This is a genomic window from Microbacterium sp. A8/3-1 (assembly GCF_040267695.1).
Lineage (GTDB): Bacteria > Actinomycetota > Actinomycetes > Actinomycetales > Microbacteriaceae > Microbacterium > Microbacterium luteolum.
Genome location: NZ_CP158357.1, coordinates 1,611,978 through 1,626,342, shown reverse-complemented (window position 1 = coordinate 1,626,342; position 14,365 = coordinate 1,611,978). Strand labels below are relative to the sequence as shown.

The 14,365-nt window shown below is 68.9% G+C and carries 13 protein-coding genes; 6 read left to right on the top strand and 7 right to left on the bottom strand.

Going from position 1 to position 14,365, the window contains the following annotated elements; translation table 11 throughout:
* Positions 1-11 precede the first annotated feature (11 nt).
* The 6 genes from ABS642_RS08075 to ABS642_RS08050 are packed head-to-tail and all read right to left on the bottom strand — an operon-like array spanning position 12 to position 6,465.
* Positions 12-812, bottom strand: coding sequence for an HpcH/HpaI aldolase/citrate lyase family protein (locus ABS642_RS08075; RefSeq protein WP_350352918.1), 801 nt, complete (start codon positions 810-812; stop codon positions 12-14).
* Positions 797-1,579: a fumarylacetoacetate hydrolase family protein gene (locus tag ABS642_RS08070; protein ID WP_350352917.1), complete on the bottom strand. Its 783-nt coding sequence runs from the start codon at positions 1,577-1,579 to the stop codon at positions 797-799. Before ABS642_RS08070 ends, ABS642_RS08075 begins: the two co-directional genes overlap by 16 nt.
* Positions 1,576-2,712 carry a 3,4-dihydroxyphenylacetate 2,3-dioxygenase gene (gene hpaD, locus ABS642_RS08065; RefSeq protein WP_350352916.1) on the bottom strand — a complete coding sequence of 379 codons (1,137 nt, stop codon included), beginning with the start codon at positions 2,710-2,712 and terminating at the stop codon, positions 1,576-1,578. The genes ABS642_RS08070 and hpaD overlap by 4 nt, the downstream gene beginning before the upstream one ends.
* A gap of 14 nt (positions 2,713-2,726) precedes the next feature.
* Positions 2,727-4,220 carry a 5-carboxymethyl-2-hydroxymuconate semialdehyde dehydrogenase gene (hpaE, locus tag ABS642_RS08060; protein WP_282214143.1) on the bottom strand — a complete coding sequence of 498 codons (1,494 nt, stop codon included), beginning with the start codon at positions 4,218-4,220 and terminating at the stop codon, positions 2,727-2,729.
* Positions 4,217-4,900, bottom strand: coding sequence for a GntR family transcriptional regulator (locus ABS642_RS08055; RefSeq protein ID WP_282214142.1), 684 nt, complete (start codon positions 4,898-4,900; stop codon positions 4,217-4,219). Before ABS642_RS08055 ends, hpaE begins: the two co-directional genes overlap by 4 nt.
* Positions 4,897-6,465, bottom strand: a complete 1,569-nt coding sequence (locus ABS642_RS08050; protein ID WP_350352915.1) for a fumarylacetoacetate hydrolase family protein — start codon at positions 6,463-6,465, stop codon at positions 4,897-4,899. Before ABS642_RS08050 ends, ABS642_RS08055 begins: the two co-directional genes overlap by 4 nt.
* 88 nt (positions 6,466-6,553) lie before the next feature.
* Between ABS642_RS08050 and ABS642_RS08045 the strand changes: the two genes are divergently transcribed.
* A complete protein-coding gene (locus ABS642_RS08045; RefSeq protein WP_350352914.1) occupies positions 6,554-7,933 on the top strand; it encodes an MFS transporter in 1,380 nt (459 codons plus the stop codon).
* Between the two features lie 55 nt (positions 7,934-7,988).
* Here the strand turns inward: ABS642_RS08045 and ABS642_RS08040 are convergent, their stop codons facing one another.
* Positions 7,989-8,699 (bottom strand): IclR family transcriptional regulator, encoded by a 711-nt coding sequence (locus ABS642_RS08040; protein WP_350352913.1) that lies wholly within the window; start codon positions 8,697-8,699, stop codon positions 7,989-7,991.
* A 158-nt stretch (positions 8,700-8,857) separates the two neighbouring features.
* On the opposite strand from ABS642_RS08040, the gene ABS642_RS08035 reads away from it, so the two are divergent.
* The 5 genes from ABS642_RS08035 to ABS642_RS08015 all read left to right on the top strand — a co-directional run bounded on the left by ABS642_RS08035 (position 8,858) and on the right by ABS642_RS08015 (position 14,309).
* Entirely contained in the window at positions 8,858-10,729 is a 1,872-nt protein-coding gene (locus ABS642_RS08035) for an FAD-dependent monooxygenase (RefSeq protein WP_350352912.1), read from the top strand.
* A 95-nt stretch (positions 10,730-10,824) separates the two neighbouring features.
* The gene (locus ABS642_RS08030) at positions 10,825-11,787 is read left to right on the top strand and encodes an ABC transporter ATP-binding protein (protein WP_350352911.1); all 963 of its coding nucleotides are present in this window, start codon (positions 10,825-10,827) and stop codon (positions 11,785-11,787) included.
* A gap of 3 nt (positions 11,788-11,790) precedes the next feature.
* Complete coding sequence (locus tag ABS642_RS08025; RefSeq protein WP_350352910.1) at positions 11,791-12,546, top strand: ABC transporter permease; 756 nt, start codon at positions 11,791-11,793, stop codon at positions 12,544-12,546.
* A gap of 9 nt (positions 12,547-12,555) precedes the next feature.
* Complete coding sequence (locus ABS642_RS08020) at positions 12,556-13,683, top strand: histidine kinase (protein WP_350352909.1); 1,128 nt, start codon at positions 12,556-12,558, stop codon at positions 13,681-13,683.
* Positions 13,677-14,309: a response regulator transcription factor gene (locus ABS642_RS08015; protein WP_350352908.1), complete on the top strand. Its 633-nt coding sequence runs from the start codon at positions 13,677-13,679 to the stop codon at positions 14,307-14,309. Before ABS642_RS08020 ends, ABS642_RS08015 begins: the two co-directional genes overlap by 7 nt.
* The last annotated feature ends 56 nt before the right edge of the window (positions 14,310-14,365 follow it).

Below are 14,365 nucleotides of genomic sequence, written 5' to 3'. Positions count from 1 at the left end.
ATCCTGCCACGTCAGTAGCTGGCGCGCGCCGATCCCTCGGCGGTGATGAAGCGCGCGGCCAGCGCCTCGGACGCACGGGCGAGCAGCGCCACGTCGGCACCGACCGCCACGAAGTCGGCACCGCCGGCGACGTACGCATCGGCGGCGGCCGGATCGAAGGCGTTGACGCCGACCGGCTTCCCCGCCGCCTTGACCGCTGTGAACACCTTCTCGACCGCGGCGACGACATCGGGGTGCGTCTGCTGGCCGAGGAGCCCCATCGAAGCGGAGAGGTCGGACGGCCCGACGAACACCGCGTCGATGCCGTCCACCGCGGCGATCTCCGCCGCGGCGTCCACTCCGGCCGCTGTCTCGATCTGCACCGTGAGGGAGGTGTGCTGCGCGGATTCCTGCAGGTAGCCGTCGACCCGGTTCCAGCGGGCGCTGCGCGCCAGCGCACTGCCGACGCCACGGACGCCGGCGGGGGGATAGCGCGTCGCCGCCACGGCGGCTCGCGCCTCATCGGCGGAGGACACCATCGGCACGATCAGGTTCTGTGCGCCGAGGTCGAGGATCTGCTTGATCGCGACGGTGTCGTTGGAGGGGACCCGCACGAGCGGGGTGATCGGGTACGCCGCCACCGTCTGCAGCTGGAGCAGGACCGATTCGAGCGTGTTCGTCGAGTGCTCCATGTCGATGAGCAGCCAGTCGAGACCGGAACCCGCGGCGACCTCGGTGACGAGCGTGCTGCCCGAGCATGCCCACATGCCGATCAGCGCACGATCGGAGGAGGCGAGTCGCTCGCGGAACGACGGGTCTAGACGAAGCGGCATGTGATTGTTCCCATCGGTCCGTAATCGCACAGCACCTCGTCGCCGCGCGACACCCACATCGGGCGCGTGAACGATCCTGCCAGGATGATCTCTCCCGCCTCCAGACGCGCGCCGTGCTGATGGAACTTGTTCGCCAGCCACGCGACGCCGGTCGCCGGATGGCCCAGCACTCCCGCGGCCACGCCGGTCTCCTCGATCTCGCCGTTGCGCGACAGCACGCCGGGCACCCAGCGCAGGTCGATCTCATCCGGGCGGCGATGCTCGGTGCCCAGGACCATCGCGCCGTACGCGGCGTTGTCGCTGATGGTGTCGACGATGGTGCGCCCCTCGAGCTCGATGTGCGAGTTGAGCACCTCGAGAGCGGGGACCGCGTAGTCGATCGCCGCGAGGGCGTCGTCGAGTGTGCAGTCCGGACCTTCGAGCGGATGCTTCAGCACGAACGCCAGCTCCACCTCGATGCGCACGTTGGAGAAGTGGTCGACCGGGATCTCGGCGCCAGACTCGTAGACCGTGTCGTCGAACATCACGCCGTAGTCGGGTTCGGTGATGCCGGTCGCCTGCTGCATGGCCTTGGAGGTCAAACCGATCTTGCGCCCGACCAGGCGTCGACCGGCCGCGATCTGCGAATCCCGCCACACGCCCTGGATCGCATACGAGTCCTCGACCGTGGCATCCGGGTACCGCGCGGTGATCCGCGGGATGACCGCGTGCGTGTGATCGGCCTCGGCGAGCTCCGCCGCGATCTGCGCGATGACTTCGGGGGTCACAGCTGGTTGCCCAGCTTCTTCTCGCCCTCGTCCGCGCGCGTGTACGAGAAGCCGTCGGCGCCGATCGTCACGGCCATCTCCGAGCTGTCGGTGCGGGCGACGACCGGTTGCGGGTTGCCGTCGAGATCGAGCACCAGGCTCGCCTCGGTGTACCAGCTCGGCACGACCGGGTTGCCCCACCAGTCCCGACGCTGGTTGTCGTGCACATCCCAGGTGATGACCGGGTTGTCGGGGTCGCCCGTGTAGTAGTCCTGCGTGTAGACCTCGACGCGGTGACCGTCCGGATCGCGGAGGTACAGGTAGAACGCGTTCGAGACGCCGTGGCGGCCGGGGCCGCGCTCGATCGAGTCGGAGCGGCGGAGGGCGCCGAGCTTGTCGCAGATCGCGAGGATGTTGTGCTTCTCGTGGGTGGCGAAGCACACGTGGTGCATGCGCGGACCGTCGCCGCCGGTCATCGCGGTGTCGTGCACGGTGGGCTTGCGGCGCATCCACGCCGCGTAGACCGTGCCCTCGTCGTCCTGGATGTCCTCAGTGACGCGGAAGCCGAGGTCCTGCATGAACTTCACCGCGCGGGGGACGTCGGGGGTGACCTGGTTGAAGTGGTCGAGGCGCACCAGCTCGCCCGGGATGTGCAGGTCGTAGCGCCACGACATGCGCTCGACGTGGTCAGACTGGTGGAAGAACTCGATCGGGAAGCCGAGCGGGTCGACCACCCGCACCGAGTCCCCGACGCCCTTCACGAACCCGTCGGGGTTGCGGCGCACGTCGCAGCCGAGCTCGGTGTAGAACTCGACGGCGCGGTCCAGGTCCTCCGGCGTGCGCACACGGTATGAGAACGCAGCGACGGCGGCGATCGGGCCCTTGCGCAGCACGAGGTTGTGGTGGATGAACTCCTCCGTCGAGCGCAGGTAGATCGCCTCGTCGTCCTCTTCGGTGACGTACAGGCCGAGGATGTCGACGTAGAACTGGCGGGATGCCGCGAGGTCGCTGACCACGAGCTCCATGTAGGCGCAGCGCAGGATGTCGGGAGCGGTGGCCGTCGGCGTCGCCACCGGGTTGTCGGAGCGGATCGGGGCCTCCTGCGAGACGTAGTAGCCGGCGGAGGTCAGGGTCATGTCGTCACGGTTGGTCATGTCAGCGTCCTCGCTTACTTGCCGAAGGTCGGGTTGTGCGCGCCGCCGAGCGTGATGTGCACGCTCTGCTGGTCGGTGTAGAAGTCGATCGAGCGGTAGCCGCCCTCGTGGCCGAGGCCGGAGGCCTTCACACCACCGAACGGCGTGCGGAGGTCGCGCACGTTGTTGCTGTTCAGCCACACCATGCCGGCCTCGACCGACTGCGCGAAGTTGTGTGCGCGCTTGAGGTCGTTGGTCCAGATGTAGGCCGCGAGGCCGTACTTGGTGTTGTTCGCGAGCGACAGCGCCTCCTCATCGGAGTCGAACGGCGTGATCGCGACGACCGGGCCGAAGATCTCCTCCTGGAAGATGCGTGCGTCGGGCGAGACGTCGGCGAACACGGTCGGGGCGACGAAGTTGCCCTCGTCGAAGCCTTCGGGGCGACCGCCGCCGGCGACGAGGCGCCCCTCGGTCTTGCCGATCTCGACGTAACTCATCACCTTGTCGTAGTGCTCCGGGTGCACGAGCGCGCCGACCTCGGTGGCCGGATCGTGCGGGTAGCCCACCTTGACCCGCTTCGCCTGGGCGGCGTAGCGCTCGACGAACTCCTCGTAGATCGAGCGCTCGACGAGGATGCGGGATCCTGCCGTGCAGCGCTCGCCGTTCAGGGAGAAGACGCCGAAGATCGTGGCGTCGACGGCGGCCTCGAGGTCGGCATCCGCGAAGACGACCGCGGGGGACTTGCCTCCGAGCTCCATCGAGAGGCCCTTGAGGAAGGGCGCGGCGTTGCCGAAGATCAGCTGGCCGGTCGAGCTCTCACCGGTGAAGGAGATCAGCGGTACGTCGGGGTGCTTCACGAGCGCGTCGCCGGCGTCCTCGCCCAGGCCGTTCACGAGGTTGAAGACCCCCTGGGGGAGTCCCGCCTCTTCGAAGATGCCCGCCCAGAGGGATGCCGAGAGCGGCGTGAACTCGGCCGGCTTCAGCACCACGGTGTTGCCGGTCGCGAGCGCGGGGCCGAGCTTCCACGACTCGAGCATGAACGGGGTGTTCCAGGGCGTGATGAGGCCCGCGACGCCGATCGGCTTGCGGTTGACGTAGTTCATCTGCTTGCCGGGCACCTTGAAGGCGTCGTCCGACTGCGCGACGATCAGATCGGCGAAGAAGCGGAAGTTCTCGGCCGCGCGTCGCGCCTGGCCGAGCGCCTGCGTGATCGGCAGGCCCGAGTCATAGGATTCGAGCTCCGCCAGGCGGGCGTCGCGCGACTCGACGATGTCGGCGATCCGGTGGAGCACGCGGCTTCGCTCGCGCGGCAGCATCCGCGGCCACGGTCCCTCTTCGAAGGCGCGCTTCGCGGCGGCGACGGCCAGCTCGATGTCGGCCTTCTTGCCGGCGGCGGCCGTCGTGTAGGTCTTGTTGGTCACCGGGTCGAGCACGTCGAACGTGTCGCCGTCGACCGAGTCGACGAAGGCGCCGTCGATGTAGTGCTGGATGTGGTCAGGAAGATCGGCGGGGATGCGCGAGTCGGTCATGAGGCTTCTCCTGTGGCGTGGGCGGAACGGTTGTGCAGGGCATCGAGGAACGCGTCCATCGTGCGCCAGCGGTGGTTGCGGGCGGCGAGTTCGATCTCGAGCGGATCGGCATCCGCCCGGATGAGTGCGAGGATCTCGGCGTGCTCCTCGACCGAGTGCTGCGCGCGACCGGGAACGGACGCGAACGTCGAATCACGGATGCCGGAGAGCCGCGACCAGCCGCGGTGCACGAGGTCGAGCAGGTGCGGGTTCGGGCAGGGCTCGAACAGCACCGAGTGGAACTGCCGGTTGAGCTCGGTGAACGCGTGGGCGTCGAAATGCTCGAGCATCCGCGACATCCGGTCGTTGATCCTGGCCGCCTCGTCGAGGGCGTCCTCGTCGAGCAGGGGAGCGGAGAGCGCGGTCGCCGAGCCTTCGACGATGCCGAGCGTCTGCATCGTGTGCGCGTACTCGCTCTCATCGACCAGGGTGACCCTCGCGCCGACGTTGCGCTCGAAGGTCACGAGGCCTTCGGCCTCGAGGCGCCGGATCGCCTCGCGCACCGGCACGACGCTCATCTGCAGATCATCCGCGATCGATCCGAGCACCAGACGGTAGCCGGGGCTGAACATGTGCCCCGTGATGCGCGAGCGGATCCACTCGTAGGCGACCTCGGACTTGCTGACGGCCGTGGTCGTCATCTCTGCGCCTCGTAGCGTGCGCGCCATTCGGCGTTCAACGGGAACAGTCCGTCGACCGGATGCCCGGCGGCGACCTGCTCCGCGATCCAGGCATCCTCGATCTCCTGGGCGAGCGCGGCGTCGACGACATCTTCGACCAGCGCCGGCGGGATCACGATCACGCCGTCGCCGTCGCCGACGATGATGTCGCCGGGCTGCACGGTCGCGCCGCCGCAGGAGATCGTGACGTCGACGTCCCACGGCACGTGCTTGCGGCCGAGGACCGAGGGGTGGGCGCCCTGCGAGAAGACGGGAAGACCGATCTCGGCGACCGCGTCGAAGTCGCGGACCCCGCCGTCGGTGACCACTCCGGCCGCGCCGCGCGCCTTCGCGCGGAGGGCGAGGATGTCGCCGAGCGTGCCGGTCGTGGCATCGCCGCGGGCCTCGATCACGATGATCTCGCCTTCGTCCACTGCGTCGAACGCACGTTTCTGCGCGTTGTAGCCGCCGCCGTGGCTCGCGAAGAGGTCTTCGCGGAACGGGACGAAGCGGAGAGTCTTGGCCGTGCCGACGATCTTCGTGCCGGCGATGTTGGCCGCGACCCCGTCGATGAAGCAGGAGTGGTGCCCGCGCTTGCGCAGCTGGGCGGAGAGGCCGGCGGTCGGTGCTTCGAGAAGCTTGGCGCGGAGCTCGGGAGAGAGTCCTGAGGGGTCAGGAATCGCCGCATCGGCCGGCGCGGGCGCGGCGTTCTGTGACTCCTCACCGGTGGTCGCCACGAGCCCGGCTGCCTCGGCAGAACCCCAGGCCTCGGTGCGCTGCAGATCGTCGACGGCGGGGAGCGAGCCGAGCTCCGCATCGAACGGCACGTCGCCCTGGACCACGGTGGTGATCAGCCGGCCCGAGGACGGGGCGCCCGCGGCATCCGGTGCGTCCACCTCGATCTCGACGACGTCGCCGGGCACGATGACCGAGGAGCCTGCCGGGGTTCCGGTGAGGATGACGTCTCCGGGTTCGAGCGTGAAGTGCTGGGAGAGGTCGGCCACGAGCTGGGCGAGCGGGAAGATGAGGCCGGCGGTGGTGTCGTCCTGGCGCAATTCGCCGTTGACCCAGGCGCGGACGCGCAGCGCGGCGGGATCGACCGTGCGCGCATCGATCAGCCGCGGTCCGAGCGGCGTGTAGCCGTCGCCGCCCTTGGAGCGGACGTTCGAGCCCTTGTCGTTTGCGCGCAGGTCGTAGAGGCCCAGGTCGTTCGATGCGGTGACCCCGCCGACGTGCGCCCACGCCTCGTCGAGCGAGACGCGGCGTGCGGTGGTGCCGATCACCAGGGCGATCTCCCCCTCGAAGGCGAGGAGTTCGGTCCCCGCCGGACGCTCGACCGTGCCGCCGGAGACGCCGACGGAGCTGGCCGGCTTGAAGAAGTAGGAGGGAGCTGCCGGGCGCCGGCCGCGCTGGTCGGCGCGTGAGGCGTAGCTCAGATGGATCGCGATGATCTTGCCGGGGCGGGCGATCTGGTCCGTCACGGGGCGCCTCCTCGCGCTCGTCTGCGGTGTCGTGCAAGACGCCTTGTGCGTCGTATTCGAAATCATATATCATCGGATCACCCCTCGGCAAGCAACTCGGGATTCACGTCCCCGCACGCCGTGACAATGCGGTCACAAACAAAGGAGACACCCCATGAGCGGGCAGTCACAGGCTGGGTTCACGCCCACCGGCACCATCGCGACGGCGGCCGATCGTCGCCGCGTCGTGTTCGCCACCGTCGTCGGTACCACCGTGGAGTGGTACGACTTCTTCATCTACGCGACCGCGGTCGGCCTCGTGTTCGGACAGCTGTTCTTCGAGCCGCTGGGCGCGAACAGCGCGCTGATCGCCTTCGCCACCGTCGGGGTCAGCTTCCTCTTCCGCCCGCTCGGCGCCTTCCTCGCGGGCCACTACGGCGACAAGCTCGGTCGCAAGACCGTGCTCATGTGGACGCTGATCCTGATGGGTGCGGCAACCGCTCTGATCGGTCTGCTTCCGACGTACGAGACGATCGGAATCACTGCGCCGATCCTGCTGGTGCTGCTGCGCATCATCCAGGGCATCTCGGCCGGTGGCGAGTGGGGCGGCGCGGTCCTGATGGCCGTCGAGCACGCCCCCCGCACCAAGCGCGGGATCTTCGGTGCCTCGCCGCAGATCGGCGTGCCGCTCGGGCTGCTGCTCGCCTCCGGCGTCATGGCCCTGATGACCGCGATCGCACCGGGCGACCAGTTCGCCGCCTGGGGCTGGCGCGTGCCGTTCCTGCTCAGCGTCGTCCTGATCCTCGTCGGTTACTACGTGCGCCGCAAGGTCGAGGAGAGCCCGGTCTTCACCGAGCTCGCCGCCCGCAAGGAGAAGGCGCGGATGCCGATCGTGCAGCTGTTCCGCAAGCACGCGCTGCTCGTGATCATCGCGGCCTTCGTCTTCGCAGGCAACAACGCCGTCGGCTACATGACCACCGGCGGATACATCCAGGGCTACGCGACGAACCCGGAGGGGCCGATCGGCCTCGAGCGCGGTCCGGTGCTCTGGGCCGTCGCCGGTTCCGCGGTGACCTGGCTGCTGACGACGCTCCTGGCCGGCTGGATCTGCGACCGCATCGGTCGGCGCACGACCTACATCATCGGCTGGGTGCTGCAGCTCATCGGTGTCTTCGCCCTGTTCCCGCTCGTCAACACCGGGCAGATCGGCCTGCTGTTCGTCGGACTCGCCATCCTCACGATCGGCCTCGGCTTCACCTACGGCCCGCAGGCGGCGCTGTACACGGAGCTGTTCCCGGCCAGCATCCGCTTCTCCGGGGTCTCGATCTCCTACGCGATCGGCGCGATCGCGGGCGGTGCGTTCGCGCCGACCATCGCGACCGCGATCGTGCAGGCGACCGGGTCGACCCAGGCCGTGACGTGGTACCTGGCGGGCATGACCGTGCTCGGCCTTATCGCGACGCTGCTGCTGCGCGACCGTTCCGGCATCCCGCTGGGTCCGGATCGCGAGGAGGAGCAGTCGGTCAGCCCGATCTACGGGCTCGCCAAGGCCTGACACGTCTCATCCCACCGCTCCCGTGGCGCATCGCGCGCCGCGGGAGCAGTGGGCGTCAGCCGTCGAGCGCGTCGCGGATGACGGCTGCGGAGCGCTGCAGGCGCACCGCGATCCCGGCGTCGTCGAGCGCGGTCGCCACGTGCACGACGGCGATTGCGGCGGGTCGCTGACCGCGGAGGGCAAGCGGTGCGGCCACGGCCTTGACGGTGGGGATGACCTCGTCATGGCTGGTGCCGTAGCCCCGAGCGCGAGTGACCTCGATCTCGGCGCGTAGTGCGGCGGACACCTCTGACGGCCACTCCGCCGGTGCCAGTTGCGCGAGGATCGCCTTGCCGGGGGCGCCCGCAGTGACCGGATGCCGTGCGCCGGGGCGCTGGGCGACGCTCGCCACCGCGTGTCGGGGCTCGACGCTCGCGAGGGTGATGCACTCGTCCCCGTCGAGCACCGCGAGGAAGCAGGTCATGCCGAGCTCGTTCGCGATGGCGGTGAGCTCGGGGAGTGCCTCGGCCTGCAGGTCGTGTGCCACGCCGGCGGCGAGAGCGGCCATGCGGGGACCCAGGGAGACGGCGCCTGCCGCATCGCGCCCCACGAGGCGATGGTCCTCCAGCGTGCGCAGCAGGCGATACGCGATCGAGCGGTGCACTCCCAGGCGGCCGGCGATCTCGTCGATCAGGAGCGGCCCGCGGGCATCGGCGAGGATCTCGAGGATCCGGATCCCGCGGCTCAGGGTCTGGGAAGCGGGAGAGGTCGACTCTGCTGCTGTCATCGGGCACTCCTTGCCGTCAGGGCATTGCTTGCATTCCGGGGTCCGCCGGAATACGCTGTGTTCAATAGTAGAACGTTGTGTTCGAATATAGAACACGATCGTTCGAGAAGCAACACCGAAGCACGACCTGACAGAGCAGTCGGAAGGAATCGACGACGATGCAGTTCCACCACCATGGCTACGTCTCCGGGGACCCGCGCGTGCACGATGCCGCAGGACTCGGCAAGAATCGTCCGGCCACGCTGCCGGACGAGGTCGACGTGCTCATCGTCGGCTCGGGCCCGGCCGGCATGCTCCTCGCCGCGCAGATGTCGCAGTACCCCGACGTCTCGACGCGGATCATCGAGAAGCGAGAGGGACGTCTCGTGCTCGGCCAGGCCGACGGCATCCAGCCGCGCAGCGTCGAGACCTTCCAGGCGTTCGGGTTCGCGGAGCGGATCGTCGCCGAGGCCTACAACATCGGGTGGATGAACTTCTGGAGCCCTGACCCGGAGAACCCGCGCGAGATCATCCGCACCGCTCGCACGGCGGACTACGCCTACGACATCTGCGAGTTCCCGCACCTGATCGTGAACCAGGCCCGCGTGCTCGACTACTTCGCCGAGGCCGCTGCGACAGGTCCCGGACGGATCGCGCCGGACTACGGCGTCGAGTTCGTGGGGCTCACCGTGCACGACGAGGGCGAGTACCCCGTCGAGGTGCGCGTGCGCCACGTGGCGGGGGAGCGTGCCGGCGAAGAGCAGACCGTTTGGACGAAGTACGTGGCCGGGTGCGACGGCGCCCGCAGCGGCGTGCGTCAGGCCATCGGCCGCACCCACGTCGGCGGAAGCGCTGCGCACGCCTGGGGTGTCATGGACGTGCTGGTGAACACCGACTTCCCGGACTGGCGCACCAAATGCGCGATCAACTCCCAGGCGGGCAACATCCTGCACATCCCGCGCGAGGGCGGATACCTGTCGCGGATGTACATCGACCTCGGCGAGGTCGCACAGGACGACGACCACCGGGTGCGGCAGACGCCGATCGAGGAGATCATCCGCAAGGCGAACGACATCCTGCACCCGTACACGCTCGACGTGAAGCAGGTCGCCTGGCACAGCGTGTACGAGGTCGGACACCGGGTCACGGACGGCTTCGATGACGTGCTCGAGGAGTCGGACCGCACTCCGCGCGTCTTCCTGACGGGTGACGCATGCCACACGCACAGTGCCAAGGCAGGACAGGGCATGAACGTCTCGATGCAGGACGGCTTCAACCTCGGCTGGAAGCTCGGGTCGGTGCTGACCGGTCGCGCGCCCGAGGCGCTGCTGGCCACGTACGGCGCCGAGCGGCGGCCGGTCGCACAGCAGCTCATCGACTTCGACCGGGAGTGGTCGACGTTGATGGCACGCAAGCCCGAGGAGATCTCCGATCCCGGCGAACTGGCGACCTACTACCTCGCGACGGCGGAGTTCCCCTCCGGGTTCATGACGCAGTACACCTCGTCGATGATCACCGGATCCGATACGCAGCAGGGGCTGGCCGGCGGGTTCCCGCTCGGCAAGCGCTTCAAGTCGGCCGAGGTCATCCGGGTCGGCGACGGCAACGTCGTGCATCTCGGACACCACGCCAAGGCCGACGGCCGCTGGCGGGTCTATGCGTTCGGCGATCGGACGGGTGCGGCGCTCGCCGCGTGGGCGGATGCCGCCGCGCCGTTGTTCGCACGGTTCACACCGGCGGATGCCGACGTCGACGCGGTCTTCGACGTGAAAGCCGTGTACCAGCAGCCATACGAGGAGATCGAGGTCACGACGGTTCCTGAGCTGTTCCAGCCGAAGACCGGCCCGTTCGGGCTCACGGACTGGGAGAAGGTCTACGCCGCGGGACCCTCGAAGTGGACGGAGACCGACATCTTCGCGGCGCGGGAGCTGTCCCGCGACGGTGTCGTGATCGTGGTGCGGCCCGATCAGTACGTCGCGGCGATCCTCCCGCTCGACGGGGTGGACGAGCTGGCGGAGTTCTTCGAGGGGGCACTGCTGCCGGCATCCTGAGCGGTGGGCATCTTCCCCTCGGCATGACACGTGTCATGCCGAGCCGATGACATCGGCATCCGGTGCGGTCGCGACGGCGCGACCAGGCTGGGGGTATGAACACTTCCTCCGTCGCTGAAGCGGCCGCGCGGGCGTCGACCCTCGTGACCGACGACCCCATCGTCATCGCCCTGACGGGCGTACGTCGTCATTACGGCTCGGGCGACCGGCTCGTGCAGGCCGTGGACGGTGTGGACCTGACGGTCCGCCGCGGCGAGATCGTCGCTCTGCTCGGGCCGAACGGGGCGGGCAAGACGACCACGCTCGACATGCTGCTGGGCCTCACCGTTCCGAGTGCCGGAACGGTCGAGGTGCTCGGCACCACGCCGGAGCGGGCGACGGCCGGCGGGTCGATCGGTGCCGTGCTGCAGACCGGCGGCCTGCTGTCCGACCTCACCGTGCTCGAGACGGTGCAGCTCATCGCATCGCTGCACGGCGCTGCGGCCATCGGCCGGGTCCCCGAGGTGATGGAGCGTGCGGACCTCGGACATCTCGCCCGTCGTCGGGTGGCGAAGTGCTCGGGAGGCGAGCAGCAGCGGGTCAAGTTCGCGCTCGCGATGGTGTCCGATCCCGACATCCTCGTGCTGGATGAACCGACCGCAGGCATGGATGTCACGGCGCGGCGACACTTCTGGGACGTGATGCGCGCGGATGCGGATGCCGGACGCACCATCCTGTTCGCCACCCACTATCTCGAAGAGGCGGAGCAGTTCGCCCGTCGCACCATCGTCATGCACCGAGGGGTCGTCGTCGCAGACTCGCCTACCGCGCGGTTACGGGCGAGCCTGGGCGAGCGCACGGTCTCGGCGACGATCGCATCGCACGAGGCCGACGATCTGGTCGCCACGCTGCGCGCGACACCGGGCGTGATCGAGGTGCGGCTCGACGACGACCGTGTCGCCCTGCGCGCGGCCGATTCCGACATCGTCGCCCGCATCCTGCTCGACGCGGGCGCCCGTGATCTGGAGATCGCCGCGCCCACGCTCGAGACCGCCTTCACCGCTCTCACGGAGGACTGACCCATGCTGATCTCACCCACCATGCTGCGCATCGAAGGCGTCCGCCAGCTGCGCAACCCGTACACCCTGGCGTTCACGCTCGCGATGCCGGTTGCCATGTATCTGCTGTTCGGCGTGAGCATGGGCTACGGCACGCTGTCGGCGGGCAACGGCAACGTGTCGTTCTACATCATGACGTCGATGGCCGCCTACGGCACGGCCGTCGCCATGAGCTCGCTCACCTCTCTCGCGGCGACCGAAGCGAAGCAGGGATGGGGCCGGCAGCTGGCGATGACCCCGCTGACCACCGCGGGCTACGCACTGACGAAGATGCTCACGTCTGTCGCGTTCGCGGCCCTGGCGCTGGTGGCTGTGTTCACCGCGGGCATGCTCAGCGGCGCGCACGTCGACGACGCCTGGCGCTGGGTCGCGACGGCCGGGATCATCCTCGGCATCGGACTGATCTACGGGCTGTTCGGACTCGGCGTCGGACTGTTCTTCAGCTCCGATTCGGCGGCGGCCCTCGCCTCGATCTCGATGACGTTCTTCGCGTTCTTCGGCAACGTCTTCATGCCGCTCGACGGGGTGATGCTCGACATCGCGCGGTTCACGCCCCTCTACGGGTTCGTCGCACTGAGCCGCTGGCCGCTCACCGATGGGCGACTGACGACCGGGCAGAGCGATGAGATGTGGATGCTGCTGCTCAACGTCGTGGTCTGGCTGGCGCTGTTCGCTGTGCTCGTCACCGTCGGGATGAAGCGCTCGCGCGCTCGCCAGTAGGTTGGACGGATGGTGCAGCCGCTCTCCCGTGACGCGGGGCCGAAGAATCCCTGGGCGAGATTCGGCTGGCTCATGGCGGTCATCTGGCTGGTCTTCCTGATCTACCCGGTGATCGCCTTGCTGCGTTCGGAGGCGCCTGCAGCCTGGGTGGTGGTCGGCTGGGTCGCGTTGATCGTGTTCGTCGTGCTCTATGTCACCGGGTTCATGCATGGCATGCGCCGCGGTGGGCTCGGGCAGAATCCGGCCGCACGTCAGTGGGCCACGTTCGCGGCTCTCATCGTCTGCACGTTGGTCTCCGTGCCTGCCGAGGGCGGTTCGGCGCTCAGCTTCCTGCCTTTCCTGATGTCGTTCGCGTCCTACGGGCTCACCCGGTTGTGGCACTGGATCACCACCGTCAGTGCGGTCGTCATCACCGCGCTGTGCGTGTTCCTGCTGCCCGGCGGGATGAATAACCTCTCCGTCCTCGCGATCGTCGCACTTCTCGGCGTGGTCAACACGGTGTCGACATGGCTCATCATCCGTTCCGTGGAGTCAGAGCGCCTCGGGCTGGAGCTGGCGACGAGCGAGGGAAGAGAGGCGCTGGCCCGTGACGTGCACGACCTGGTGGGGCATTCGCTGACGGTCGTCGGACTCAAGGCTCAGCTGGCGCGGAGGCTGATGGACTCCGATCCGGAGCGCGCGCGGGCCGAGCTCGCCGACATCGAGCAGCTCACGGCCGAAGCGATCGCGGGGATCCGGACGACGGTCGCCGGGTCGCGGGCGACGACGCTCGTCGAACAGCTGGCATCGTGCCGGGACGCGCTTCGCGCGGCGGACATCGACCTCGACGTCGATGGTGCACCGAACGCGTTGTCTCCTGTGCAGGCCATCACCGCGAGCTGGATCCTGCGCGAGGCGACCACGAACGCACTCCGCCACTCGGAGGCGCGTCACGTCCGGGTGGTGATCGCCCCGGGCCGGCTGCGCGTGGAAGACGACGGCGTCGGTGCGCGGGGCGACGAGGGGAACGGCATCCGGGGGATGCGGGAGCGCGCTGCCGCTGCCGGTGCGGCGTTCTCGTTGGTGGCTGGCGTGCGCGAATCCGGAGTGGCCGAGTCGGGCGAGAGAGCCGGCACACGCGTGGAGGTGACGTGGTGACGGCGCAGACGGGAGGTGGCGGCATCCGGCTCCTCATCGCCGACGATCAGGCGCTGGTTCGCGGGGCGCTGGGCGCGCTGTTGGATCTCGAGGATGACCTGGAGGTGTGCGCCCTGGCGGCGGATGGTGCGGAGGCGCTGCGGCTGGTCGCGGAGACGAAGCCCGACGTGTGTCTGATGGACATCCAGATGCCGGGGATGGATGGCGTCGAGGCCACACGGCGCATCCGGGAGGTCAGCCCCGGCACGCGCGTGCTGATCGTCACGACGTTCGCGCGGCCCGGATATCTGCGCGCAGCTCTGGATGCCGGTGCCAGCGGTTTCATCGTCAAAGACACTCCGGCGGAGCAGCTCGCCGAGGCGGTGCGGCGGGTGCACGCGGGATTGCGAGTCCTGGACCCCGCGCTCGCCGAGGAGAGTCTGTTCGAGGGGGCGAATCCGCTCAGCGACCGAGAGCGCCAGGTGCTCCGACTCGCGACGGATGGGCGTTCGGCAGCGGCCATCGCTGCCGAGGTATTCCTCTCTGCCGGCACAGTGCGCAACCATCTGTCCGCGGCGATCGGGAAGACCGGGGCGTCGAATCGGGCGCAGGCTGTGCAGATCGCGCTCGACAAGGGCTGGATCTGAAGGCCGGACCACCTCTGGTGCCGGGCAGGGGAGGGCCGTACCCTGGACCCCGGTGA